Raw genomic sequence first — 25,020 nt, 5'->3', positions numbered from 1 at the left:
CCTTTGAACTTGCTGCAACATATCGCCCAGTCACGCCACTTGTTACGTAAATCGGAACTCAAGGTCGCCGATCACGTGCTGCTTGATCCTGCGGCTGTAATGCACAGTTCCATGGCCGACCTTGCCCACAGCGTGGGTATCAGTGAGCCCACCATCGTGCGCTTTTGCCGGGCGATTGGTTGCTCGGGGTTTCAGGACCTGAAACTCAAGCTCGCGCAAAGCCTTGCGGCGGGCGCCAGCTTTGGCCAGTTCGCCATCCACGAAGACGACTCGGTTGCTGACTACAGCCTGAAAATTTTCGACACCACACTCCACACCCTGATGGACGTGCGCGAAAAACTCGACCCGGTCGCTTTGCAGCGCGCTGTGACAGCGATGTCTCAGGCCCAGCGCGTCGAGTTTTATGGCTTTGGTGCGTCGGGTGCCGTGGCGGCGGATGCCCAGCACAAGTTTTTCCGTTTGTTACTGACGGCAGCGGCGTACTCCGACCCACACATGCAGGCGATGTCGGCTGTCACGTTGAAGCCCACTGACGTGGCGATTTGCATTTCCCAGTCAGGGCGCTCCAAGGACCTGTTGATTACCGCCAATCTGGTGCGTGAAAGCGGCGCGACATTGATCACCTTGTGCCCGAGCCAAACGCCGCTGGCGGAACTGGCGACCGTCAACCTGGCGATTGATGTGCACGAAGACACCGAAATCTATACGCCGCTGACCTCGCGCATTGCGCACCTGGTGGTGATCGATGTGCTGGCCATGGGCGTGGCCATGGCGCGCGGCCCGAGCCTGGTCAACCACCTGAAAAGCGTCAAACGTAGCTTGCGCAGCCTGCGCCTGTCGCCTAAATCGCTGAAAAACATAGAAGACTAACAACCCCTCGCGCTCTCCCTTCTCAACAGGGAGAGCGGGCGCACCCAGCGCGTTTCACGCATCTGTCATCTCGACTTCCCCAATTCGTCATAAATCTGGTCCATCGTAAAGCTCCCGTACACGCCTTGGGAGACTCGAAATGGCTCAGCCTTACGAAGAACGCAACAGCGCCGTCAAAACCCGCCGCCAACAGGAAGATCAGCGCCGCATGGCCTTCCGACGTGCGATTGAAGACCATACTGACCAGCGCCAATTGCGCCTGGAAACAGCCGACTACCCGGACCTGAGCGCCATCAATTATTGGCAAGCCTCGTCGGCAAGTGGCCGTCGAAGCGCTCAACCAACGCGCTGATTTGCAGACGCTCGCTGCGGATAAACCCCAGGAATGCATGCGCCACCGGTGACAGGCGCTTGGCTTTGGCCTGCACCACGCACCAACTGCGGTACAGCGGCAACTCCTCGACAGGCAGCTCGCGCAGCAAGCCTGTTGCCAACTCCAGGCTGACGGCGTGGCGCGTTAACAGCGCCACGCCCAGCCCGGCCACGGCGCACTCACGCTGGGCATCGGTCGACGCCACCTCCAGCGTTTGATTGAAGTGCACGCGCTTCTCCTTGAAATACTCCTCACACGCCCTGCGCGTGCCCGACCCTTGCTCGCGCATTAACAGCGTGAAGGGTTCCAGGTCCTGCAAATGCAAGGTGTCGCGCTGGCTCAGCGGGTGGTCGGGCGGGGCGACGGCCACGATCGGGTTATTCAAAAACGGCAAAAATTCCAGCCCCATGTCCAGCGGCACCATCGACATGATCACCAGATCATCGCGGTTGTCCGACAGCCTGCGCACCGCTTGTGCGCGGTTGACGACCGTGAGCTGCAAATTCACTTCCGGGTGCTGGCGCTTGAACGCCGCGAACAGGTGTGGCACGAAATACTTCGCGCTGGATTCCACCGCCAATTTCAGTTGACCTTGCAGCGAACCGAGCATGTCGGACAACTGCATATCAAGGTTTTCCAGGCGGCCAAAAATATCGCGACTGGCGCGCTGAAGCGCTTCAGCGGCTTCGGTCATGTACAGTTTTTTGCCCACATAATCGAACAACGGCTGCCCGATCAGCTCTTCTAACTGACGAATTTGTAGACTTACGGCGGGTTGCGTCAGCGACATTTCTTCTGCCGCACGGCTGTAAGAACGCAGGTCACACACTTCATTGAACACTTGAAGTTGTCTAAAAGTGATACGCATCAATGACTTACGCATTTTTGACGTTTATTCCGAGCGCAGGGGATGGGCTGACTATAAGTCGTTACTTATGCATGACCCAAGAATTATTGATTTTTGTTTATCAATGAGCAGGTCTAGTGTGACGACACAACGGTTCAGACACATTTGGACACGTGCCGACCTGGTCTAGCAGGTCGTTTGTTCCATGGGCTTTAGGAAAATCCAAGTGATAAAAAAGATCCTGATCGCCAACCGCGGAGAAATTGCTGTGCGCATCGTGCGTGCCTGCGCCGAGATGGGCATTCGCTCTGTCGCGGTCTACTCCGAAGCGGATCGGCATGCTTTGCACGTCAAGCGCGCCGATGAAGCGCACAGCATTGGTGAAGACCCGCTGGCCGGCTATCTGAACCCGCGCAAACTGGTGAACCTGGCGGTCGAAACCGGCTGTGACGCCTTGCACCCCGGTTACGGCTTCTTGTCAGAAAACGCTGAATTGGCTGACATCTGCGCAGAGCGCGGCATCAAGTTTATTGGTCCGGCCGCTGAAGTCATTCGCCGCATGGGTGACAAGACCGAAGCCCGCCGCAGCATGATCAAAGCCGGTGTGCCGGTCACGCCAGGCACCGAAGGCAACGTGGCCGATATCCACGAAGCGTTGCTCGAAGGCGAGCGCATTGGCTACCCGGTCATGCTTAAGGCCACCTCGGGCGGTGGCGGTCGCGGCATTCGCCGTTGCAACAGCCGTGAAGAGCTGGAGCAAGCCTTCCCCCGCGTGATCTCCGAAGCCACCAAAGCCTTTGGCTCGGCCGAAGTGTTCCTCGAAAAATGCATCGTCAACCCCAAGCACATCGAAGCGCAGATTCTCGGTGACAGCTTTGGCAACGTGGTGCACCTGTTCGAGCGTGACTGCTCGATTCAGCGCCGTAACCAGAAGCTCATCGAAATCGCCCCAAGCCCCCAGCTGACCCCGGAACAGCGCGCCTACATCGGCGACCTGTCTGTGCGCGCAGCCAAGGCCGTGGGCTATGAGAATGCTGGCACCGTGGAGTTCCTGCTCGCCGAGGGCGAGGTGTACTTCATGGAGATGAACACCCGAGTGCAGGTGGAACACACCATCACCGAAGAAATCACCGGCATCGACATCGTTCGCGAACAAATCCGTATCGCCTCCGGCTTGCCGCTGTCGATCAAGCAAGAAGACATTCAGCACCGCGGCTTTGCCCTGCAATTCCGGATCAACGCCGAAGACCCGAAAAACAACTTCCTGCCCAGCTTCGGCAAGATCACGCGCTACTACGCGCCCGGTGGCCCCGGCGTGCGCACAGATACGGCGATCTACACCGGCTACACCATTCCGCCGTTTTACGACTCCATGTGCCTGAAGCTGGTGGTGTGGGCGCTGACCTGGGAAGAAGCGATGGACCGTGGTTTGCGCGCCCTCGACGACATGCGTCTGCAAGGGGTCAAAACCACCGCCGCGTACTACCAGGAAATCCTGCGTAATCCGGAATTCCGTAGCGGCCAGTTCAACACCAGCTTTGTCGAAAGCCATCCCGAACTGACCAACTACTCGATCAAGCGCAAACCCGAAGAGCTGGCATTGGCCATCGCTGCCGCCATCGCCGCCCACGCAGGCCTGTGAGGAACATAAGAATGTCCAAGAAGATTTTTGTAACTGACACCATCCTGCGTGACGCCCACCAGTCGCTGCTGGCGACCCGCATGCGCACCGAAGACATGCTGCCGATCTGCGACAAGCTCGACAAAGTCGGCTACTGGTCGCTGGAAGTGTGGGGCGGCGCGACGTTTGATGCCTGCGTGCGCTTCCTCAAGGAAGACCCGTGGGAGCGTCTGCGCCAACTGCGCGCGGCACTGCCCAACACCCGCCTGCAAATGTTGCTGCGCGGTCAGAACCTGCTGGGCTATCGCCACTACAGCGACGACGTGGTCAAAGCATTTGTGGCCAAGGCTGCGGTCAACGGCATCGACGTATTCCGCATCTTTGACGCCATGAACGACGTGCGTAACCTGCGGGTCGCCATCGAAGCGGTCAAGGCGGCCGGCAAGCACGCACAGGGCACCATCGCCTACACCACCAGCCCGGTTCACACCACCGAAGCGTTCGTGGCGCAAGCCAAGCAGATGGAAGCCATGGGTTGCGATTCCGTCGCTATCAAAGACATGGCCGGCCTGCTGACACCCTTCGCCACGGGTGATCTGGTCAAGGCACTGAAAGCTGAAATCAGCCTGCCGATTTTTATTCACTCCCACGACACCGCCGGTCTGGCAGCCATGTGCCAGCTCAAAGCAGTGGAAAACGGCGCCGACCACATCGACACCGCGATCTCCAGCTTCGCGTGGGGCACCAGCCACCCTGGCACCGAATCGATGGTTGCAGCCCTCAAAGGCAGCGAATACGACACCGGCCTGGACCTGGCGCTGTTGCAGGAAATTGGTTTGTACTTCTACGCCGTGCGTAAGAAGTATCACCAGTTTGAAAGCGAATTCACCGCAGTTGATACCCGTGTGCAGGTCAACCAAGTGCCGGGCGGCATGATCTCCAACTTGGCCAACCAGCTCAAAGAGCAAGGCGCACTGAACCGCATGAACGAAGTGCTGGCCGAGATCCCGCGGGTGCGCGAAGACCTGGGCTTCCCGCCGCTGGTGACCCCGACTTCGCAAATCGTGGGGACGCAGGCGTTCTTCAACGTACTGGCAGGCGAGCGCTACAAAACCATCACCAACGAAGTGAAACTTTACCTGCAAGGTGGCTACGGCAAGGCGCCGGGCGTGGTGAATGAAAAGCTGCGTCGTCAGGCGATCGGCAACGAAGAGCTGATAGACGTGCGCCCGGCCGATTTGCTCAAGCCGGAAATGGTCAAACTGCGCGGTGAAATTGGCGCGTTGGCCACGTCCGAAGAAGACGTGCTGACCTACGCCATGTTCCCGGACATCGGCCGTAAATTCCTTGAAGAGCGTGCGGCGGGTGCCTTGGTGCCTGAAGCCCTGCTGCCGATCCCGGAAGCGGGCGGCGTCACCAAGGCCGGTGGCGAAGGCGTACCGACTGAGTTCGTGATCGACGTACACGGCGAAAGCTACCGCGTGGACATCACCGGAGTGGGCGTCAAAGCCGAAGGCAAGCGTCACTTCTACCTCTCCATCGACGGCATGCCGGAAGAAGTGGTGTTCGAGCCGCTCAACGAATTCGTCGGCAGCGCGATTGGCAAGCGCAAGCAAGCCAGCGAACCGGGCCACGTCAGCACCACCATGCCGGGCAACATCGTCGATGTACTGGTCAGCGTCGGCGACACCGTCAAGGCAGGCCAATCGGTGCTCATTACCGAAGCCATGAAAATGGAGACTGAAGTACAGGCGGCCATTGCCGGCAAAATCATCACCATCCATGTAGTCAAAGGCGACCGCGTCAACCCGGGCGAAATCCTGATCGAAATCGAAGCCTGATACGCCTTTGATTCAAACGCTTTAAACCTCGGGGGAGCACGTGCTCCCCTTTTTTTTGCGCGCCTCTACCGCGCTGTTCCCCCTGCCTGTCGCTGCTGCTCGCGTTCAACCACGTATCAAGGGCTGATGCGGTTAAAACGTCCTGTTCTTTTGTTTCGTTGCTGCTTCGATCAGGCGCAGAGACAACCCTTGTGGTTTCAGCATCTCAACCGGCACATTGACCCAACCGCTGATCCCGTCTTGATCAATCATCGCCACCAGCACCGTGTCGCTTGCGCCCTTGAGGTTTGAGTAGGCGGGAAAATCCACGGTCTTTTGCCCATGCCGATCCAGAATCGACCGGGCCTGTGCATGCAGCGCATCGGCGGGCATCCAGCCCCGCCACGCGCGCTCACTTTCACTCATCCCGGATGCCATTTGGGCGTCTCTCAAGTAACTGGCCAGAATGCCCCACAACGCATTCTCGTCCCCTGGGTTCAAGGGGTCTGAAAGGTCAAAGGTCTGGTTACGAAATTCGAGATCGCGGTCGGTTAACGTCATAAACGCCACCTGGCGTTCAATGGCTGTAAATGCCTGGCCACCCTCAAAGGCGATATGGGAAAGCGAAAGCCTGTCCATGCCTTTGAATGGGTTGGTTGAGGCCACGTTGTCATGCAGTTTTTCTTTGTCATACAGCGACGTCAGAAGATAGTTACTGGCCTGCATGGACATGATGACGCGCTGCGGTGTGCGCTCTTCGGGTAATTCCTGTAGCGCACTTGCCTCCTTGCCGTGCATTGAAAGTTGCTGATGAAGGTCTTGAGTCAAGCAACCGAACTGCGCCGTGGCGCCAGGATCCGTCACCGATGTACGACGCAGCAGAGCGCTGATTTCCATTGCGGCAGCAGACAACGTCACCTGGATACCCGCCTGGGTGGGTAGCACCTTGGTCGCGGCTGCGTCTGAGGCGTGGTTGGGGGTTTATCGGGCCACTTTAAGGTGGCACCCGCAGCAATGGCCCGATGGGTCATCAGAAAGTCTGCTCGAAGTGGGTTCATCATGACGCCTCTCAGAGTGGCAGACAGCGGCAGTCTGCAACGGTTGTTAAAACGTACAGTGAGTAAATGCCTGTTCGAGCAGTACATCGACAGCCGGTTTTATTAACTTTAAGTCATTGCGCGGGTTTAATTGATTTAAAGAAGCGTCTTACATTGATACGTAATAAGGGGCGTTATTCATTAATGATAAAACGCGAAAGTTGCCGTGTAGTTGTAGGGGATTCTCCAAGTTGGCGATTGAAAGGTCAGGCACGTTGCCGAAGTGGTGCCTGTGGAAACGGCACTTTTATTAAAGCGCGGGCCTGAAACATGCACGACATGCGACGCTGAAAACCTGCAGGCAGTCCCCCCGCGTGCGCGTCTGTAGGTTGCCGTCACTTCCGATGAAGTGCCCCCGATATCAACGCTCACAGGTGCCGTCTGGCCCGGGGCAATGCTCATTGGAAAATGGCCAGGAGGGTAGCTGGATACAAGCAGGAGCACTTCAGGCGTGGCATTTTGAACATTCACCGTGACCGAATTGGCATGTACGAGACTCGCGGCCATGACACTCCAGCCACACAGCAGCCAGATCAGTGCGGTATTAACTGTTGGGGTTTTCATTGTTTAGTCCTTTAGCGTTAAACAAACTTTTCATGTGAGGCTAAAAAATAACGCATGAAAATCGCGGAAAAGACTATTTACGTAGTGTTTGCGTATGGGCGTTTACGAGGCCGAATGAACGGACTTAAAAGCAATGGCGAAGAGGACAATAAGCTGGATTTAAATGTGCTCGCGCTCCGTGTGCATTCCAGCGCCGCATCAACAAACCCATCGGCTGCAAATGGGCGTCGTTCGATTACCGCGCCCGTTTTAATCCTTTCTCAACGCAAAAACGCCCGACAGTCCTTGTTGGGCGTTCTGATCGTTTTTTATACAGCTAATGCCCTGCAGGCTTCCAGCGTCTTGATTTGGCCGGTTTTTGGCTGGTTATCACGTGCCAGCCATTTTTCGAAGCCTGCCGCGATAGCTGGCCATTCCGTACTAATAATGCTGTACCACGTGGTATCCCTATTTTTGCCTTTGACCACCATATGCTGGCGAAAAACACCTTCAAAGGTGTATCCCAATCGTACTGCGGTACGTTTTGATCGAGTGTTGTCGTTGTTGCATTTCCATTCCAGCCGACGATTGCCCAAGTGGAAGGCTTCTCTGGCCAGCAGGTAAACGGCCTCGGTGCTTTTAGGCGAGCGCTGCATCGGCGCGCCAAATGCCACATGGCCAATTTCGATACGCCCATGTTCCGGCACGATGCACATCAGGCTGAGCAAACCCTGTGCCTGTTCAGCGACGCTGTCGATGACCGCATAAAAATGCGGGTCGCGGCTGGCGGCGTTTTTGGTCAGCCATTGATCAAATGCAGACCGTTCGTTGAAAGGCCCATACGGCAAGTAATCCCACAGCTTGGAATCGCTCGCGGGCCCCTGTAAGGCTAGCCACAAATCGTCGCCATGCCGGGCCGGATCGAGTTTTTCGAGGCGAATGTAAATCCCCTCTAGTGTTCGGTTATCCGGTGTTTTGGCCGGTTGCCAGTGTTGTAGAGATTCGGACATGGCGCGCTCCTTGATTACGACAAGACTTTGCGAAATTGAATGAAGCCTGGACGATCCGCGATGCGTTCGTACAGGCGAATAGCCGTGGCATTGGTTTTCTGCGTCAGCCAATGCACTTTGGCGCAATCCAGGGCGCGGGCCTGGGCGTACACATGCTCGATCAACTGGCGGCCCACCCCGGTGCCGCGTACCTGTGGGCTGACATACAGGTCTTGCAGGTAGCACGAATTACCCACGCTCCAGTTGGAGCGATGAATCACCGTCTGCACCATGCCCACCGCCTCATCACCTTGCCAGGCAAGGGCCAGATGGGTCGGTTCGGACGGGTCCATGAAGCGCTGCCATGTGCTCTCGCTCACGTCGTCGCCCAGCTCGGTGTTGTAAAACGTCAGGTACGCCTGCCAGAGCGGCATCCAGGCATCACGATCGGCGGCGGTAGCGGGTTTGATTTGAAGGGGCTGGGTCATGGGGCTATTCCTTGGCGATTAATTGAGCGAGTGCGTGGTCGTACGGGTTGTCACTGGCCAACAGGCCGTCGCGCACGCCAGCCTGATCGGCAGCGCTGCGGTTTTGGCTGAGTTTGCGCTGACCTGTCAGGCGGCTGATGGGCAGGCTGAAGCCGACGATCGCCTTGAGCAGGTTGTCGATGTACTCGCGGGGCGCGTCACTGACCGCCCACGGCGCGGGTCGATTGGCTTCATGGCGCTCACTTAACTGAGTGACCACCCGCAAAAGCCCTGGCGCGTCATCAAAGACGGTGGCGTGGCCGTAAGCATGGACGGCAACGTAGTTCCAGGTCGGAACAGCTTTGGCGTGTTCGGCTTTGCTGGGGTAGAACGCCGGGCTGATATACGCCTGTTCCCCGGCAAAAATGACCATCGCTTCTGCCCCCTCGGCCAGCGCCTGCCACTGCCGATTGGCACGGGCTAAATGCCCGTAGAGTGTGCCGTGGCTGCCTTCGTCCGGGTTCAGCAACAAGGGGATATGACTGGCGATCAGGCCGCACTCGCCCTGAGTCACGAGCACAGGCAGCGGGGTGGTGAGCATCTGGGCCTGCAAGGCTTCAAGGTCGTTTTCAGCAAATGCGCGAGGTACGTACATGGAAGAATTCCTTGGCGAATGCCTGCATCCTAGGCAGGCTATTGGTTCGTTGTAAGAGCCACTCATGGTCAATTTCGTAGGTCCAATGCATGTCGGATTCAGCGCTGCCCATCGCCTTCAACCCTGCGGGTATCCTCCTTGATCCTAAAAAAGGGCTGAGCCGTCAGCTCTATCACGCCCTGCGTGCGCGCGTGCTGGACGGGCGGCTCAGTGGCGGGGCGCGTTTACCGGCCAGCCGCGATCTGGCGGCCGCGCTCGGTATTTCGCGTAACAGCGTGGTACGTGCTTACGATCAGTTGTACGCCGAAGGCTTTATCGAAGGGCGTATCGGGGATGGCACCTACGTGACGCAATTACCTGAAAAAACCTCGCCGCCAAAAAAGTTGTCCACCAACTTGTCCACAGGGTTTTCAACAGGCTTACCCACAGGTTTATCCACAAAAACGCCTGTTTTACCTGTGATTACATCCAGTAAAGTTATCCACAGCAGCGCGCTGCACAAGGTCGCCCGACACTCACTGGACAGCCCGCCAAGTGGTCCGCCGCGTGCTTTTCGGGTGGGTGTTCCGGCCTTCGACTTATTCCCTTTTGATGTATGGAGCAAGCTGCAAGCGGGTTTCTGGCGAAAACCGGATTTGCAGCAGTTGTGTTATGGCGATCCGGCGGGGGATGCGCGATTACGTGGGCTGATTGCCGCCTATTTGCGTACCTCGCGGGGTTTGACGTGCACGCCTGAACAAATTTTGATCACCTGCGGCGCACAACAGGGAATTAGCCTTTGTGCACAGTTGCTGGTGGAGCTGGGCGAAGGGGTGGCTGTGGAAAACCCCGGCTACCACGCGGCCGCCCAAGCCTTTGCCATTGCGGGGGCGCAAGTGTTGGGCGTACCGGTGGACCAAGAGGGCATGCAATGCGACGCACTGGCAGGTTTGCCCCATTGCCGCCTGGCCTATGTCACGCCGTCCCATCAGTACCCGTCCGGCGTGACCATGAGCCTGGCACGGCGGCTGGCGTTACTCGATTGGGCCGAGCGCACCCAGGGCTGGATCGTCGAGGACGATTACGACGGCGAGTACCGCTACAGTGGCGCGCCCTTGTCGCCACTGGCGGCGCTGGATCGTCAAGGGCGAGTCATTTATGTCGGCACCTTCGGCAAGGTGGCGTTTCCGGCCCTGCGCCTGGGGTATCTGGTGCTGCCCAAGGCCCTGATCGAACCGTTTGCCCAGCGCCGCTCATTGGACATGCGTCACTCTGAAGTCAGCACCCAGGCGGTCATGGCTGAATTCATGGCATCCGGGCATTTTCAACGCCATATCCGGCGCATGCGGCGTGCCGCCTTGAGCCGTCGCAATACGTTGCTGGCGCACTGGCCACAGGGGGTAGAAGGGCTGGGGGAGCTGCCGGCCATCGTCGCGGGACTGCATGTGACCGTTGCGGTCAGCAGCCTTGAACGTGAACAGGCCTTGCTGGCGCAGGCCAAGCAGGTGGACGTGGAAATCAATGGGTTGAGCCGCTACTGGCTGCGTGATTCCACTGAGCCTGTGGATAACCGCGCCGGTCTGGTGCTGGGGTTTGCAGCCGTGCCCGAGCTGGCTATCAAAGCCGCACTCGCGCGCCTCAGCCACGTGTGGCGATAAAACCCGTTGCCGCTGGCGCAGGTGGCGCCAGCGGCAGCAGGTCGACTCAGGTGCCCGACTTGATTTTGGTCCAGGCCCGCGTGCGGGCGCGTTCGGCTTCTCGGGGCAATGGGGTCAGGGTGTACAGCGTTTCCATTGCCGCTTGCGTCGGGTACAGGTTCGGGTTGTTACGGATGCTCGGGGCCACGAGGTCGGTCGCATCTTTGTTCGGGTTGGGATACCCGACAAAATCACTGATCGGTGCTATGACCTGGGGTTGTAGCAAGTAGTTGATGAAGGTGTAGGCGTCTTCTACATCTTTAGCGCCTTTCGGGATCGCCAGCATGTCGAACCAGATCGGTGCGCCTTCTTTAGGCAAGCGCATGTCCACGGTCACGCCATTGTTGGCTTCCTTCGCCCGGTTGGCGGCTTGCGAGAAACTGCCGGAATACCCCACCGCCACGCAGATGTCGCCATTGGCGATGTCGGCCATGTACTTGGAGGAGTGGAAGTACGTGATGTACGGCCGAATCTTCAGCAGCAGGGCTTCAGCCTTGGCGTAGTCCTTTGGGTTTGTACTGTTGGGATCAAGCCCCAGATGTTGCAGCGCCAGCGGCAAAATTTCAGACGGCGAATCCAGTAACGCCACACCACATTGCTTGAGTTTGCTGATGTTATCTTCGTTGAAAATCAGGTCCCAGCTATTCACGGGGGCGTTTTCACCCAACGCCGCCTTGACCTTGTCTGGGTTGAATCCGATCAAAATCGTGCCGTACATGTACGGCACGGCAAACTGGTTGCCGGGGTCGTTGGCCTCAATCAGCTTCATCAGTTTGGGATCAAGGTGGTTCCAGTTCGGGAGTTTGCTGCGATCCAGCGGCTGAAACACGCCCGCCTCGATCTGTTTGGCCAGAAACACATTCGACGGCACCACCACGTCATAACCAGAGTTGCCGGTGAGCAGCTTGGCTTCCAGCGCCTCATTGGTGTCGAAAATGTCGTAGATCAGCTTCACCTTGGTGTCTTTTTTAAAATCCACCAAGGTCTGCGGGGTGATGTAGTCGAACCAGTTGTACACCCGCAACGTACGTTCTTCGGCATGGACGGCGGCGCTGGCCAGCGCCGCGGCACACAGCGCGGGAGTGAATAAACGCGTAAGAGCTTTCATTGTTATTAAATCCTTATTGAGCGCTCAAAAAGCCTTCAAGTACGTTGACGGCATTAACGCCAATCTCTTCTACCGCGTACCCGCCTTCCATCACGAACAGCGTTGGCTTGCCCAAGCGCGCAATGCGTTCGCCCATGCGCAGGTAGTCCGGGCTGTCGAGTTTGAACTGGGAAATCGGGTCGTTTTTGAACGTGTCCACGCCCAGCGAGATCACCAGCACCTCGGCGTCGTAGCGCTCGATTTCAGCGCACGCCTTTTCCAGTGCAGCGCTCCAACGATCCCAGGCCGAGCCTGCGGCCAGCGGGTAGTTGAAGTTGAAGCCTTCGCCCGCGCCTTCACCCACTTCGTCTTCGTAGCCCAGAAAGAACGGAAACTCCGCTTCAGGGTGGCCGTGGATCGAGGTGAACAACACGTCGCTGCGTGCGTAGAAAATCGACTGCGTACCGTTGCCGTGGTGGTAGTCCACGTCAAGGATGGCCACTTTGCTGCGACCCTGATCGAGGAACGCCTGCGCCGCGATGGCGGCGTTGTTGAGGTAGCAATAACCGCCCATCAAATCGCTGGCGGCGTGATGGCCCGGTGGCCGGCACAAGGCGAACGCGCTGTGTGCGCCGCGCTGGATTTCAGCCTGTGCTGTCAGCGCCACTTGCGCTGCGCTGTAGGCCGCTTGCCACGTACCCGCCGTAATGGGGGCGCCGCCGTCGAAGCTGTAATAACCCAATTGCCCATGCAGGCTGGTGGGGATCACGGCGCGCAAAGTGCGGGCAGGCCAGGTGTAGGGCAACAGGTCGCCGTCGCGCCCGTGCTCGGTCCAGCGCGCCCAGGCGCCCTGAAAAAAATCCAGATAGGCCGGGGTGTGAATGCGTTCGAGGGGGCCGCGGCCAAAGTCTTGCGGGGCCTGCACCGGGCCCAGTTTGCGGGTTTGCACCCGTTGCAGGATGTGATCGGCACGCGAAGGCATTTCGAAGCAAGGCATCAGTTGCCCGTCCATCAACTCGCAACGGCCGTGATGCAGGTGGTGATCGTCTGAATAGATCGTCAGCATTTTTCTTATTCTCCGCAGGCTTGATCGGTGACCTACAGTTTTGCGGCCCTGAACGTTTCAGAGAACGGCAGGAGCGGCCAAAAGGGGATGGATATGGCCAATATGATTGACCTGAATTCGCCCCTTTTCGGCGCGGGCGTGCGCCATTTGCAGGCATCACCCTCAGCGGGCAGGGCATGGCGGGGTGTTTACGCGCGAAACTGGCTGGGTGAGACGCCGCTCCAGCGCACGAACGCGTGGCGAAAGCTGGCGGTTTCGCTGAAGCCCAGGTGTTCGGCGATCCGGTAGATCGGCCATTCGGTGTCGTTGAGCAGCCGTTTGGCGCGTTCAAAGCGCAGGTCGTCGAGCAGCGTTTGATAGCTGCACCCCATGTCGTGCAGGTGGCGGCGCAACGTGCGCGGCGAGCAGTTCATTTGCTCGGCCAGGCCCTCAAGCCCCGGGGCGGCCTGCAGTTGCGCGGTCAACAGTTGGCGGATGCGATCGAGCCACGACTGGCGGCCTGTGAACTCCAGGTTCTGTTTGCGGCAGCGCTCGGCCATGGCCTGATGGGTCACGGCATCGGCCAGCGGCAAGGGTTCATCGAGCCAGCGCGGGTCGAAGCCGAACGCGTTGTCACAGGCCTGGAAGGCATGCGGGCAGTCAAAGCTGTGGGCGTAATGGGCGTGATAATCCGGGGCGGGGTGAGCGAAGCGTGCCCCGACGAGGGGCAACGAGCGGCCCAGTAAATCCTCACAAATGACCTTGAGCGACGTCAGGCACAGCTCGGCGTTGAACACCGCCAGGTGCGGGCTTTCGCGATAACCCGTTGCGCAGAACCAGACGACGCCGTCTTCCTGGGCCAGGCTCAGTTCAAAAAGTGTTCCCAGCAACGCCGGGTAGCGCAAAGCCAGGCGTAAAGCGTCACCTAAGGTGGCACTGGTGAGTAAGGCGTAACCCAGCATGCCGTAGGACGACACGTGCATGCGCTGACCCAATTCCAACCCGATTTCGCGGCGAAGGGCCACGGCGTTGGCGCAGACGCGCATTTCTTGATTGGTGGTGATGCGCGTGTCGGCGCGGCTCAAGTCGGCGGCACGTATGCCGCTGCCGGCCAGTAGCGCCTCACTCGACCAGCCTTCGGCCTGGAAGGTGCTGAGCACCAACGAAACCGCGTTCAGGGTAGTGAGATGGGAATGCAGCATGCTCGCTTCCAGCGGGGGGATGCTGGAAGGGAGCAAATTATGTGCCGAGTCGCGCAGTGATGACCGGCATTACACCAGCTCCCCGCACAGATCGAGTTCAATCAGACGGCGCACGTCGGTCAATGACAGGTCGGCGCCCAGCAACGCCTGGAGCTTGCCGAACACCGCTTCGCGGGTCATGCCGCCCCCCGAGAGCACACCCGCCTCACGCAGGCGGCTACCGGCTTCGTACACGTCCAGCTCCACACCGCCTTCATGGCATTGGGTGATGGCGACAATCACGATGCCGTTTTCCTGCGCTCGTTGCAGGCTGGCAAGGAAAGCCGGGTCGTCACTGGGACCGGTGCCGCTGCCAAAACATTCCAGCACCAGGGCTTCGAGGCCGCTGTTGAGCAGCGCATCGAGCTGCGGCGCGCCAATGCCCGGCACCAGGGGCAGCACACCCACGCTGGCCACGTGCTTGGGCCGGGTATAGAACAACTGGCCGGGGATGTCAGCGGCCGGGGTGCCGCCGCCGTTTCGGGCCAGGGTTACAAACGGGTGGCGCCCGAAACTGCGCACTTTGGCGCAGCGCGTCGGGGCCATCAGTTGGCCGTGGAAGTACAGCTGAACCCCGAACGGTTGACCCTCGGCCAACGCCGACAGCGCACCGCTGACGTTCTCCCAGGCGTCGCTGTCAGGCACGCCCGCAGGCAGCATGGAACCGGTGAACAGCACCGACGCCGGCAGGCCGATCAGTTGAAAGCACATTGCCGCCGCACTGTAGGCCAACGTGTCTGTGCCATGCAGGACCAAGACGGCGTCGCAGTCCTCCTGCTCAACCGCTTCGACGATGGCCGCGCTCAGTCGCAACCAGTAGGCGGGCGTCATGTTGGCGCTGTCGATCAGTGGGCTCATCTCGCGAAAGCGCCATTGCGGCACGTGCAGGTCCGGCTGGCTAGCAAGAAAGGCGCTCATTCGCGCCTCAAAACCCGAAGCGGGTGCAAGCCCGTTGGCGCTGGCTTGCATGCCGATGGTGCCGCCGGTGTACAGCACCATCACGCGTTTGGCAGGGTAGGAAGTGGCAGCAGTCATGTGGAGTCCCCATAAGCAAAAACGCGGCGGTTCTGTTCAGAACCGCCGCGTCAGTGTCAGCGTTTTGTGTCTTCGATCTTGGCGGCCGGTGTGGGCGGCCAGGCCTTCAAGTCCAGGTCCAGGTCCGGGAATTTACTGGAATCGAACACCGGTGTCTTGATCCCGGCGCGACGTTGGTCGTCGTAATCCTTGAGCACGCGCATGCAGATTTTGAACAGCATGGCCAAGGCAATCAGGTTCACGAACGCCAGCATGGTCATGGTGATGTCAGCGAAGGCGAAGACCGTTTGCAGGTTTTCAATCGAGCCCCAGAAGATCAACACCAGCACCAGTGCGCGGTAACCCATCAGCGCCTTGCGGTTTTCACCAACCAGGAAACGCAGGTTGTTTTCGCCCAGGTAGTAGTTGTAGAGCATCGAGGTGAACACGAACAACGCCAGTGCCACGCTGATAAAAATGCGGCCCCATTCACCGACCACCGCGGCCAGCGAGTTTTGGGTCAGGGCAATGCCGTCGCCTTCAAAGCCCGGCGTGTAAAAGCCCGACAGCAAAATCAGCAGCGCCGTACAGGTGCAGATGACGAAGGTGTCGAGGAACACGCTGAACGCTTGCACCACGCCTTGTGCGATCGGGTGCTCAACGTCTGCCACGGCGGCCACGTTCGGGGCGCTGCCCAAGCCTGCTTCGTTGGCGAATACGCCACGTTTGACGCCCATCACAATCGCGCTGCCGATCAGGCCGCCAAACACCGGGTCCATGCCGAAGGCGCTTTTGACGATGTGGCCGAGCATGGCTGGCACTTGGTCAAACTGCAGCACGATCACGTACAGGGTCACGGCGATGTAGGCGAGGGTTTTGACCGGCACCAGCAGGTCGGCTACTGAGGCGATGCGTTTGATACCGCCGATGAACACCAGGCCCAGCAGCACGGCGATGGCAAACCCGGTGTAGTTGACCTGGAACCCGAACGCGTCTTGCAGCGAGTGCGTCACGGCGTGGGCTTGCAGGCCCATGAAGGCAAATCCGAAGGTGATCAGCAGCAAAACTGCCATCAATTTACCCATCCACGCTTTACCCAGCCCGTGCTTCATATAGAAGGAAGGACCGCCGCGCAGTTGGCCTTCGGCATCGCGGCGTTTGTACAGCTGGCCCAGCGAGCATTCGATCAGGCTGCTGGACATGCCGACCAGCGCGGTCACCCACATCCAGAACACGGCGCCGGGGCCGCCGAGGGTCACGGCAATGCCGACGCCGGCGATGTTGCCAGCGCCCACGCGGCCCGCCAGGCTCAGCATCAATGCCTGAAACGAGCTCAGTTGACCGGCGCTGCTGCGCAAGCTGTCTTTGAACACCGCAAACATGTGCAGGAAGTAACGAAACTGAACGAAACGCGAGCGGATCGTGAAGTAGCCACCGAGCCCAACCATGAGCACGATTAGCACTTTCCCTGAGAGGAAGTCATTGATGACTTCAAGCATGGATTATTCCTCGCTGTTTTTATCTGATGGCAATACGGCCGGATCGAAATATCGCGTTACACCCGTGTGTGCAGGGCGAAAACGTAGGCGATCAATGCGACCCTGGCCATGTTGCTGCTTGGTTTACGATGCTGTTTGCGCAGTGCCACTGGCCGCTGTTGCGGGGCCGATGCATGGCAAGAGGGCGGGCACTATACCTAGGCGCAGTGGAAGCGTCTGCATAAGCCATTGATTTTTCATCTGCATACGTCTGAAAAGCGCTGCTTAAATGTAGGAATTAACCGCGATTCAGAGGGTGCGAGCACCGGCCGCAACCTTCGTGTGGAGGGGGTTGAACATCGGATGGACGGGCATTGTTCACCCGGGTGCTGTAGCAGGCCGCATGAGGCCCGCAGAACGCTGCTCAAGGCCATGCCAGCGCGGCTGAAAACCGCTGAAAATCAGGGTTTTCGTACGATGCTTCCCTTTCAATCCGCAGAAACTTCCTTGAAAATCCCGTTCGCTTGCGCCTGCCAATTTCGGGGTCTAGTCTCGGCCCACCGCTGCACACTCAGCGGTCGGGTTTAGTAGCCCGGCGATATGATCAGGCGCAAGGCGCCACCTCCGCGAGGCGCTTTTTTTCGGCCTCACGTTTTATGGTGGCCGTGCGCAGGGCGCCTTCGAGCGCGCCGGTTCTCCTGATCACCGGTCTACTAACCTGCGTACGGCTGCCACCCATCGTTTAGTAGCGACGGGTGTCAGCTCCTTGAATTGATTGGGAGTCATGTCATGAAAAAAATTGTTCCAGATCCCCCTTCGTCCGGCCTGTCGGATGCGGCTGAGTGCCTTGCCCTGTCACTTGACCGTGCGGCCGCCGAGCGCGCGCTCAATGACTACCTTAACGACCATCAGCCTGCTCGCCCCGTGGGCACTGCCACGTATGCCATACCCGACAGTGTCAATTTAGAAGCGGCCCTGGCCCAGGCGTCAGACTTGTTGCGCTGCATGGGAGCAACGGCGAGCGAGGCGGGGAATGGATTGAACGGGTCGCCGCGTGATGTGGTGTTGTCGATTGTGCATTTGGCGGAGCTGGCCAAGGCGTACGTCGACAAATCGCTGGACTGTCTAGTGGCGCACTAAGCCGCACGCGCCTGCTTGGCGACAGGCGCGTCAAACCCCTGTTGGGTGCAACGACAGGCGAGCAAAAAAAAAAGGACCTGCAGATAAATCTGCAAGTCCTCAAAAGGTGAGAGGTGTCTAGTCCCTCGACCTGGTGATCGTGTTACCGCATCAGGCCTTCAGAGGCACCAGACGCGGAGCAATCATGTTTTCCGGGCGCAGGATGTCGTCGAGCATGGCGTCGTCGAGCAAGCCTTCTTCGCGCACCAGTTCCAGCACGCCGCGGCCGCTTTCGAGGGCGATACGGGCGATGCGGGTGGCGTTTTCATAGCCGATGTACGGGTTCAGTGCAGTCACCAGACCGATCGAGTGTTCGACCAGTTCGCGGCAGCGCGCTTCGTTGGCGGTGATGCCGACGATGCAGTGTTCGCGCAGCATGTCCATGGCACGTTGCAGCAGGCGGATCGAGTCGAAGATCTTGAAGGCGATCAAGGGCTCCATCACGTTCAATTGCAGTTGGCCACCTTCGGCGGCGATGGTCAGTGCCAAGTCGTTACCGATGATCTGGAACGCCACTTGGTTAACCGCTTCCGGGATAACCGGGTTGACCTTGCCGGGCATGATCGAGCTGCCGGGCTGACGCGCTGGCAGGTTGATTTCGTTGATGCCGGTACGTGGGCCGCTGGACAGCAGGCGCAGGTCGTTGCAGATCTTCGACAGTTTGACCGCGGTACGCTTGAGCATGCCGGAGAACAGGACGAATGCGCCCATGTCCGAGGTGGCTTCGATCAAGTCGGCGGCCGGCACCAGCGGGTGGCCGCTGATGGTGGCCAGACGGGTCACGGCCAGGTTCTGGTAGCGCGGGTCGGCGTTGATGCCGGTTCCGATGGCAGTACCGCCCAGGTTCACTTCGGTCAGCAGCTCTGGCGCCAGTGTTTTCAGGCGAGCCAAGTCTTCGCCCAAGGTGGTGGCGAATGCGTGGAATTCCTGGCCGAGGGTCATCGGCACGGCGTCTTGCAGCTGGGTACGGCCCATTTTCAGGACGTGGTTGAACTCAACCCCTTTGGCCGCGAACGCTTGAATCAGGCTGTCGAGGCTGGCCAGCAGCGCATCGTGACCCAACAACAGGCCCAGACGGATGGCCGTCGGGTAGGCGTCGTTGGTGGACTGCGCCATGTTCACGTCGTTGTTAGGGTGCAGGTATTGGTATTCGCCTTTCTGGTGGCCCATGGCCTCCAGTGCGATGTTGGCGATGACTTCGTTGGCATTCATGTTGGTTGAAGTGCCAGCGCCGCCTTGAATCATGTCCACCACGAACTCTTCGTGGAAGTCGCCGCGCACCAGACGGGCGCAGGCTTCACTGATGGCCGCGTGCTTTGGCGCGCTCAGGTGGCCCAGTTCGCGGTTAGCATCTGCCGCGGCTTGCTTGACCATGGCCAGGGCCACAACCAACTTTGGGTAATGCGAAATCGGAACGCCGGAGAGACGGAAGTTATTCACCGCTCGCAGGGTCTGGATGCCGTAATACGCTTGAGCGGGTACTTCGAGTACGCCAAGCAGGTCTTTTTCAGTGCGGAAAGATGCAGCGGAGGACATGATAGAAATCATCTCGATAAGGACCCGGTATAGGCCGGAACGCTGCGAATCCTAGGCTTGCGGGGTATTTTGGGCCAATGCCTTTAAACACTATCCTATGCAGAAACGGCATAATGCCGACGTGACGCGACGGGCGCGTCGAACGTGTGACCCAATTTGGTGCGCCTCTGGGAGGCTCGATGAATCTCGAAAGTAAATGGCTGGAGGACTTCAGTGCCCTGGCCGCCACGCGCAGTTTTTCTCAAGCGGCTGAGCGTCGTTTTGTGACGCAACCGGCCTTCAGTCGACGTATTCGCAGCCTCGAAGCGGCCTTGGGGCTGACGTTGGTGAATCGTTCCCGCACCCCGGTGGAGTTGACCGCGGCCGGTCAGTTGTTTTTGGTCACGGCGCGCACAGTGGTCGAGCAGCTTGGGGAGGTGTTGCGTCACCTGCATCACCTCGAAGGCGGGCAGGGCGAGGTCATGCAAGTGGCTGCCGCTCACTCGTTGGCGCTGGGGTTTTTCCCGCGCTGGATCGCCCAATTGCGTAACGAAGGGCTGAACATTGCGACACGTCTTGTTGCGACTAACGTCGGAGACGCGGTGCACGCATTACGTGAGGGCGGTTGCGATTTGATGCTGGCGTTTTACGACCCGGACGCGGCGTTGCAGATGGACCCGGAGATTTTCCCGTCGCTGCATTTAGGCAATACCGAGATGTTGCCGGTGTGCGCCGCCGATGCGGACGGCAAGCCGCTGTTCGACCTGGAAGGCGATGCAAGCGTGCCCTTGCTGGCCTACAGCGCGGGGGCTTTTTTAGGCCGTTCGGTCAATTTGTTGCTGCGCCAGCGCAGCCTGCGCTTTACCACTATTTATGAAACCGCCATGGCGGACAGCCTCAAAAGCATGGCGCTGGAAGGGTTGGGCATTGCGTGGGTGCCGCATTTGAGTGTGCGCGCCGAGCTGGCACGCGGCGAACTGGTGGTGTGTGGCGGCCCGCAGTGGCACGTGCCGCTGGAGATTCGTTTGTACCGCTGCGCGTTGGTACGCAAGGCCAACGTGCGGTTGTTGTGGCGCAAACTCGAAGGTGGCGCCGCGCCTTCGGCGACGTGAAGGGCAAGGCCTCTGGATCCGGCTTTGCCCGTTTCATTCATCGCTTGAGTGAGCAGTTGAATCAGCCACTTGGCGTAAAGCGCTTAAGGGGCATCCTTTAAGTAGTTATGAATGTTGTAGCGGTTCTCTGCACTGTAGCCAAAGAGTGCGCACGTCCATTCCGGGCGCTGGGTGGCCATGAATGTGGCGCAGTGATAGGGGTCATTGAATTGGGTGTCTCTGTACAGCGCGGCATCCTCATGGGTGGCCCCCAAGCAGTGGCCCACTTCATGGGCGACCACCACACGGCCGAAGGTGGTGGCGCATGCGATATTGGCCTCGGGTAGCGCGATGCCTTCAACCTTTAGGGATTTAACGAGGTAGCCATCGATCAACAGCAGGTCAATGTCTGTCAGCTTTACGGGTCTCGGCGAGTTGGCCTTGCAGGCCGCGAACGCTGTTTGAAGATCAGTGCTTATCGCTTCTTCAAAGGCGCATAAATTTGAGTAACAGTCTGAATAATGGGCATAGCTAAAGTCTGTTATGCCCGGCACATTACGGTGGAACGTAACGGTGACCTCACGCCCTGTTATTTCAGATAACTCCGGCGTAAATACACAAAAAAACAAATATTCAAGTTGTTTGTCGTTCGTTTCTTGAACGGTGTCGTGAACATACGTATGGATGTTAATCGGCAGCATTTTAAAGTCCTGAGACAGGCTAATAAGTTCCGCAAGCTGGCTGAGCAACTTGCACGTACCGCACGCTTTCGTGAGGGTGTAGTGCCCGCTTATGGCGTGATGGAAAAACAGCACGGGTCTTTTTTAAGGGGCGTCTTTCAGGTAATTAACAATGTGCTCACGGTTTTTCGGGGTATAGCGATAGCAATTGGCACGGTTTTTACTCACCTCGGGAAACACATAGGTTTCACACGGCAAACCCCACGCGTTCCAGCCGATTTCGGCATCTTCATGGGTCGCTGTGAAACTGTGCCCAACTTCATGGGCAATCACTTGATAGCTGCTGACACTGGCAATCAGGGCGGGTTGTCGCGGGAGGGCGGCACCTAATACCTGGTCATTAATTTTGCCCTGGGTGACCAGAATGTAACGGTCGGTGCGGGTCCTGCCCAAGTTGTGGGTGTTTCTATAGTCGGCGGCCACCGCCATCCAGCGGTCAGCGACGGCTTGGGCATTTTGAGAGGCGTATTTGAAGTTCGTGACGCCCGGGATGTTTCTGAGCATGTTGAATTCGAACGTGCGTCCTGTGATGGCGGAGATTTCTTCAGTGAAGGCTTTGAAATATTGAAGGCCGAGGACACGGTCGCTCAGGGTGACATCGTCGTGAACAAAAATATGAAACGTGATGGGCTTCATCGATAAATCCTTTTATGTATGAAGAGCGCCTCGCCGGGTGTGCAGGACGCGGTGTCATGTCAGTTTTCAAGGTGACTTCATCAGTTAAGGCTCAGTGGGTGGTTTTAACGACGCGGGGGTGTCTGTGAGTCGACCTGTTTATTTCGCCTGTAGCCGTAGGCTTTTTCGATTGTTTGCCGGCGTGGTGGCGGGATCGCGGGCATGCCTGTGGCCTGACCCAAGGGTCAGTAAAACCGGGTGTTTGCCGGATTTAAACGGCCGCGGACAGATGGTCGTCAAAGGTGCTTTTAACGCACTTCTTTGGGGTATACTGCGCGGCCTTCGGCTGGCTTGACCGGCCTTAATTCCTATAACAAGCCACGTCGGATCCCCCACGTGGCTTGTTGTTTTTTGACGCGCCTGCGGGCGCCCAAGAGAAGAGGCGCGACGATGAGTGCACTGGTAGGCGTGATCATGGGCTCCAAGTCCGATTGGTCCACCCTCAGCCACACCGCCGATATGCTGGAAAAACTCGGCATCCCTTATGAAGTGAAAGTGGTCTCTGCCCACCGAACGCCGGATTTGCTGTTCCAGTATGCCGAAGAGGCCGAAGGCCGCGGAATCGAGGTCATCATTGCCGGTGCCGGTGGCGCAGCCCACTTGCCAGGCATGTGTGCGGCTAAAACCCATTTGCCTGTACTCGGCGTGCCGGTGCAGTCGTCGATGCTGTCGGGTGTCGACTCGCTGCTGTCGATCGTGCAAATGCCCGCGGGCATTCCGGTGGCGACGCTGGCCATCGGCAAGGCCGGGGCGATCAACGCCGCGTTGTTGTCCGCCAGCATCCTGGGCGCCAAACACCCGCAATTCCATACCGTTTTGAAAGCATTCCGTGCTGAACAGACTGACAGCGTGCTGGACAATCCAGACCCGCGCCTGGCCTGAGGTTTCTGACGATGAAAATCGGTGTAATCGGTGGCGGCCAGTTGGGTCGCATGCTGGCTCTGGCGGGCACTCCGCTGGGCATGAACTTCGCCTTCCTTGACCCGGCGCCCGACGCCTGTGCGGCGCCTTTGGGCGAGCATATCCGTGCGGATTACGGGGATCAGGATCACCTGCGCCAGTTGGCGGACGAAGTCGATCTGGTGACCTTTGAGTTCGAAAGCGTGCCAGCCGAAACCGTGGCGTTCCTGTCGCAATTCGTACCGGTGTACCCGAGTGCCGAGGCGTTGCGCATTGCCCGTGATCGCTGGTTCGAAAAAAGCCTGTTCAAGGACTTGGGTATTCCTACCCCGGCCTTTGCCGATATTCAGTCCCAGGCGGATCTGGATGCAGCGGTGGCCAGCATTGGCCTGCCAGCCGTGCTCAAAACCCGCACCCTGGGTTACGACGGCAAGGGCCAGAAAGTGCTGCGCACCCCAGCCGATGTGGTGGGGACGTTTGCCGAGCTGGGCAGCGTCGCGTGCCTGCTGGAAGGATTTGTGCCGTTCACGGGTGAAGTATCGCTGATCGCCGTGCGCGGTCGTGATGGCGAAACCCGGTTCTACCCGTTGGTGCACAACACCCACGACAGCGGCATTCTCAAGCTGTCGGTTGCCAGCACCGATCACCCGCTGCAAGCACTGGCTGAAGACTACTCCAGCCGGGTCCTCAAGCAGCTGGATTACGTGGGCGTGATGGCGTTCGAGTTCTTTGAAGTCGACGGTGGCCTCAAGGCCAACGAAATCGCGCCCCGCGTTCACAATTCGGGCCACTGGACCACCGAAGGCGCCGAGTGCAGCCAGTTTGAAAACCACCTGCGTGCCATTGCCGGGCTGCCATTGGGCTCGACCGCCAAAGTGGGCGAGAGCGCCATGCTCAACTTTATTGGCACGGTGCCACCGGTTGAGAAGGTGATCGCGATTGCCGACTGCCATCTGCATCACTACGGCAAGGCGTTCAAGGCGGGCCGTAAAGTGGGTCATGCCAACCTGCGTTGCGCCGACATGGCGACCCTGCAAGCGCAGATCTTGCGGGTCGAAGCGCTGATCGACGAAGCCTGAGCGGTACATCGGCGGGAACCATTCGGTTGCCGCCGCCCTCTGATGGCGTGATGCCAAAGTGCTGACTAGGCTTTGGTTTAACGCCATTTAAAGAGAGGAAGCGTCCATGGGCATTATCGGAACCATTTTTATCGGCTTGATCGTTGGCCTGCTGGCCCGTTTCCTGAAGCCGGGCGATGACAGCATGGGCTGGATCATGACCATCCTGCTGGGTATCGGCGGTTCGTTGGCAGCCACCTATGGCGGCCAAGCGCTGGGTATCTACAAGGCGGGCGAAGGTGCCGGCTTTATTGGTGCCGTGGTTGGTGCCGTGATTCTGCTGGTCATTTACGGCCTGGTCTCAAAAAAGAGCTGATCGGACGTGGGTGCTCTCTGCGCCCGGCGCAGAGAGCGCTAGAATGCGCGGCGTCTTACGTCTTTCTTAATTGAGTCCGCCATGCGCCGTCTTGTAATGACCTTTCTTTTGCTGGGCGCAAGCCTGGTACACGCGGCAGACCTGCCGGAAACCGACTGGCTCGACCTGATGCCCAAGTCGGATCAAATGGCCCTCGAACAGATGCCTGAAATCGACCACGACTCGCCTGAAGCTCAGGGGACGTTTACCGATAAGGGTGGCCTGAAACAAAGTAAAGGCCTGCCGGCCGTGATGTATTCCACCAAGACAGTGGCCAGCATGAACGGCAAGCACATCCGTCTGGGCGGCTATCCTGTGCCGCTGGAAAGCGACGCGAAAGGGCGCAGCACGCTGTTTTTCCTTGTGCCTTATCCGGGTGCCTGTATCCACGTTCCGCCGCCGCCTCCCAATCAACTGGTGCTGGTACGTTATCCAAAAGGCTTGAAGCTGGATGACATTTACACGCCGCTGTGGGTCACGGGGACGTTGAAGGTTGAAAAGGTCAGCAATGATCTGGCCGATGCGGCGTATGCGCTGGACGCCGGGCAGGTGCGGGTGGTGAAGGAAGAGGATCTGTAAGGCTGTTGCCAGTCGCTGACGGGCCGCGCATTGATCGCGGCTGCC

General features: G+C 58.8%; 25 protein-coding genes. 11 read left to right on the top strand and 14 right to left on the bottom strand.

The features are described from left to right. Window positions 1-3 precede the first annotated feature (3 nt). Window positions 4-870, top strand: a complete 867-nt coding sequence (gene hexR / locus TU74_RS14060; protein ID WP_047279049.1) for a transcriptional regulator HexR — start codon at window positions 4-6, stop codon at window positions 868-870. A gap of 139 nt (window positions 871-1,009) precedes the next feature. Beyond that, window positions 1,010-1,222 (top strand): PA3496 family putative envelope integrity protein, encoded by a 213-nt coding sequence (locus TU74_RS23535; RefSeq protein WP_047279051.1) that lies wholly within the window; start codon window positions 1,010-1,012, stop codon window positions 1,220-1,222. Here the strand turns inward: TU74_RS23535 and TU74_RS14055 are convergent. Continuing rightward, a complete protein-coding gene (locus tag TU74_RS14055; RefSeq protein WP_047279710.1) occupies window positions 1,164-2,126 on the bottom strand; it encodes a LysR family transcriptional regulator in 963 nt (320 codons plus the stop codon). The two genes, TU74_RS23535 and TU74_RS14055, sit on opposite strands and share 59 nt — an antisense overlap. Window positions 2,127-2,316: 190 nt before the next feature. Between TU74_RS14055 and TU74_RS14050 the strand changes: the two genes are divergently transcribed. Next, window positions 2,317-3,732, top strand: coding sequence for an acetyl-CoA carboxylase biotin carboxylase subunit (locus tag TU74_RS14050; RefSeq protein ID WP_047279055.1), 1,416 nt, complete (start codon window positions 2,317-2,319; stop codon window positions 3,730-3,732). A gap of 11 nt (window positions 3,733-3,743) precedes the next feature. Further along, the gene (gene oadA, locus TU74_RS14045) at window positions 3,744-5,552 is read left to right on the top strand and encodes a sodium-extruding oxaloacetate decarboxylase subunit alpha (RefSeq protein ID WP_047279057.1); all 1,809 of its coding nucleotides are present in this window, start codon (window positions 3,744-3,746) and stop codon (window positions 5,550-5,552) included. A 132-nt stretch (window positions 5,553-5,684) separates the two neighbouring features. Here the strand turns inward: oadA and TU74_RS14040 are convergent, their stop codons facing one another. The 5 genes from TU74_RS14040 to TU74_RS14025 all read right to left on the bottom strand — a co-directional run bounded on the left by TU74_RS14040 (window position 5,685) and on the right by TU74_RS14025 (window position 9,282). Further along, entirely contained in the window at window positions 5,685-6,449 is a 765-nt protein-coding gene (locus TU74_RS14040) for a hypothetical protein (RefSeq protein ID WP_157315172.1), read from the bottom strand. A 320-nt stretch (window positions 6,450-6,769) separates the two neighbouring features. Next, window positions 6,770-7,192: a hypothetical protein gene (locus TU74_RS24180; RefSeq protein ID WP_139145722.1), complete on the bottom strand. Its 423-nt coding sequence runs from the start codon at window positions 7,190-7,192 to the stop codon at window positions 6,770-6,772. Window positions 7,193-7,500: 308 nt separating this feature from the next. Beyond that, complete coding sequence (locus tag TU74_RS14035) at window positions 7,501-8,181, bottom strand: GNAT family N-acetyltransferase (RefSeq protein ID WP_048376884.1); 681 nt, start codon at window positions 8,179-8,181, stop codon at window positions 7,501-7,503. A 14-nt stretch (window positions 8,182-8,195) separates the two neighbouring features. Further along, window positions 8,196-8,648 (bottom strand): GNAT family N-acetyltransferase, encoded by a 453-nt coding sequence (locus TU74_RS14030; protein ID WP_048376883.1) that lies wholly within the window; start codon window positions 8,646-8,648, stop codon window positions 8,196-8,198. Window positions 8,649-8,652: 4 nt separating this feature from the next. After that, complete coding sequence (locus tag TU74_RS14025) at window positions 8,653-9,282, bottom strand: FMN-binding negative transcriptional regulator (RefSeq protein ID WP_048376882.1); 630 nt, start codon at window positions 9,280-9,282, stop codon at window positions 8,653-8,655. A gap of 89 nt (window positions 9,283-9,371) precedes the next feature. On the opposite strand from TU74_RS14025, the gene pdxR reads away from it, so the two are divergent. Next, window positions 9,372-10,919 carry a MocR-like pyridoxine biosynthesis transcription factor PdxR gene (pdxR, locus tag TU74_RS14020; protein ID WP_048376881.1) on the top strand — a complete coding sequence of 516 codons (1,548 nt, stop codon included), beginning with the start codon at window positions 9,372-9,374 and terminating at the stop codon, window positions 10,917-10,919. 46 nt (window positions 10,920-10,965) lie between these two features. Here pdxR and TU74_RS14015 read toward each other — a convergent pair whose 3' ends face one another. The 5 genes from TU74_RS14015 to TU74_RS13995 all read right to left on the bottom strand — a co-directional run bounded on the left by TU74_RS14015 (window position 10,966) and on the right by TU74_RS13995 (window position 16,844). Beyond that, complete coding sequence (locus TU74_RS14015) at window positions 10,966-12,066, bottom strand: polyamine ABC transporter substrate-binding protein (RefSeq protein WP_048376880.1); 1,101 nt, start codon at window positions 12,064-12,066, stop codon at window positions 10,966-10,968. A gap of 13 nt (window positions 12,067-12,079) precedes the next feature. Next, complete coding sequence (locus TU74_RS14010; RefSeq protein WP_048376879.1) at window positions 12,080-13,111, bottom strand: histone deacetylase family protein; 1,032 nt, start codon at window positions 13,109-13,111, stop codon at window positions 12,080-12,082. A gap of 188 nt (window positions 13,112-13,299) precedes the next feature. Further along, complete coding sequence (locus TU74_RS14005; RefSeq protein WP_047296533.1) at window positions 13,300-14,292, bottom strand: AraC family transcriptional regulator; 993 nt, start codon at window positions 14,290-14,292, stop codon at window positions 13,300-13,302. 69 nt (window positions 14,293-14,361) lie between these two features. Next, window positions 14,362-15,366: an asparaginase gene (locus tag TU74_RS14000; RefSeq protein ID WP_047281683.1), complete on the bottom strand. Its 1,005-nt coding sequence runs from the start codon at window positions 15,364-15,366 to the stop codon at window positions 14,362-14,364. A gap of 56 nt (window positions 15,367-15,422) precedes the next feature. Further along, window positions 15,423-16,844: an alanine/glycine:cation symporter family protein gene (locus TU74_RS13995; RefSeq protein WP_048376878.1), complete on the bottom strand. Its 1,422-nt coding sequence runs from the start codon at window positions 16,842-16,844 to the stop codon at window positions 15,423-15,425. Window positions 16,845-17,612: 768 nt separating this feature from the next. Here TU74_RS13995 and TU74_RS13990 point away from each other — a divergent pair. Continuing rightward, the gene (locus TU74_RS13990; RefSeq protein WP_048376877.1) at window positions 17,613-17,963 is read left to right on the top strand and encodes a DUF6124 family protein; all 351 of its coding nucleotides are present in this window, start codon (window positions 17,613-17,615) and stop codon (window positions 17,961-17,963) included. Between the two features lie 150 nt (window positions 17,964-18,113). Here TU74_RS13990 and aspA read toward each other — a convergent pair whose 3' ends face one another. Then, window positions 18,114-19,538: an aspartate ammonia-lyase gene (aspA, locus tag TU74_RS13985; RefSeq protein ID WP_047279083.1), complete on the bottom strand. Its 1,425-nt coding sequence runs from the start codon at window positions 19,536-19,538 to the stop codon at window positions 18,114-18,116. A 179-nt stretch (window positions 19,539-19,717) separates the two neighbouring features. On the opposite strand from aspA, the gene TU74_RS13980 reads away from it, so the two are divergent. Further along, the gene (locus TU74_RS13980; protein WP_047279700.1) at window positions 19,718-20,629 is read left to right on the top strand and encodes a LysR substrate-binding domain-containing protein; all 912 of its coding nucleotides are present in this window, start codon (window positions 19,718-19,720) and stop codon (window positions 20,627-20,629) included. 83 nt (window positions 20,630-20,712) lie between these two features. On the opposite strand, the gene TU74_RS13975 is transcribed toward TU74_RS13980, so the two are convergent. Further along, a complete protein-coding gene (locus TU74_RS13975; RefSeq protein WP_157315170.1) occupies window positions 20,713-21,309 on the bottom strand; it encodes a hypothetical protein in 597 nt (198 codons plus the stop codon). 123 nt (window positions 21,310-21,432) lie between these two features. Beyond that, window positions 21,433-21,984, bottom strand: coding sequence for a hypothetical protein (locus TU74_RS23145; protein WP_053070012.1), 552 nt, complete (start codon window positions 21,982-21,984; stop codon window positions 21,433-21,435). A gap of 429 nt (window positions 21,985-22,413) precedes the next feature. On the opposite strand from TU74_RS23145, the gene purE reads away from it, so the two are divergent. The 4 genes from purE (at window position 22,414) to TU74_RS13950 (ending at window position 24,975) form a co-directional block, all read left to right on the top strand. Then, entirely contained in the window at window positions 22,414-22,905 is a 492-nt protein-coding gene (gene purE, locus TU74_RS13965; RefSeq protein WP_047279087.1) for a 5-(carboxyamino)imidazole ribonucleotide mutase, read from the top strand. Window positions 22,906-22,916: 11 nt separating this feature from the next. Continuing rightward, window positions 22,917-24,002 (top strand): 5-(carboxyamino)imidazole ribonucleotide synthase, encoded by a 1,086-nt coding sequence (locus tag TU74_RS13960; RefSeq protein ID WP_048376875.1) that lies wholly within the window; start codon window positions 22,917-22,919, stop codon window positions 24,000-24,002. A 106-nt stretch (window positions 24,003-24,108) separates the two neighbouring features. Beyond that, the gene (locus TU74_RS13955) at window positions 24,109-24,357 is read left to right on the top strand and encodes a GlsB/YeaQ/YmgE family stress response membrane protein (RefSeq protein ID WP_047279090.1); all 249 of its coding nucleotides are present in this window, start codon (window positions 24,109-24,111) and stop codon (window positions 24,355-24,357) included. An 81-nt stretch (window positions 24,358-24,438) separates the two neighbouring features. Beyond that, window positions 24,439-24,975, top strand: a complete 537-nt coding sequence (locus tag TU74_RS13950; RefSeq protein ID WP_047279093.1) for a DUF3299 domain-containing protein — start codon at window positions 24,439-24,441, stop codon at window positions 24,973-24,975. Window positions 24,976-25,020: the final 45 nt, after the last annotated feature.

It is taken from the genome of Pseudomonas lundensis, assembly GCF_001042985.1.
Classification (GTDB): domain Bacteria; phylum Pseudomonadota; class Gammaproteobacteria; order Pseudomonadales; family Pseudomonadaceae; genus Aquipseudomonas; species Aquipseudomonas lundensis.
This window is presented reverse-complemented; position numbering and strand designations above follow the sequence as displayed.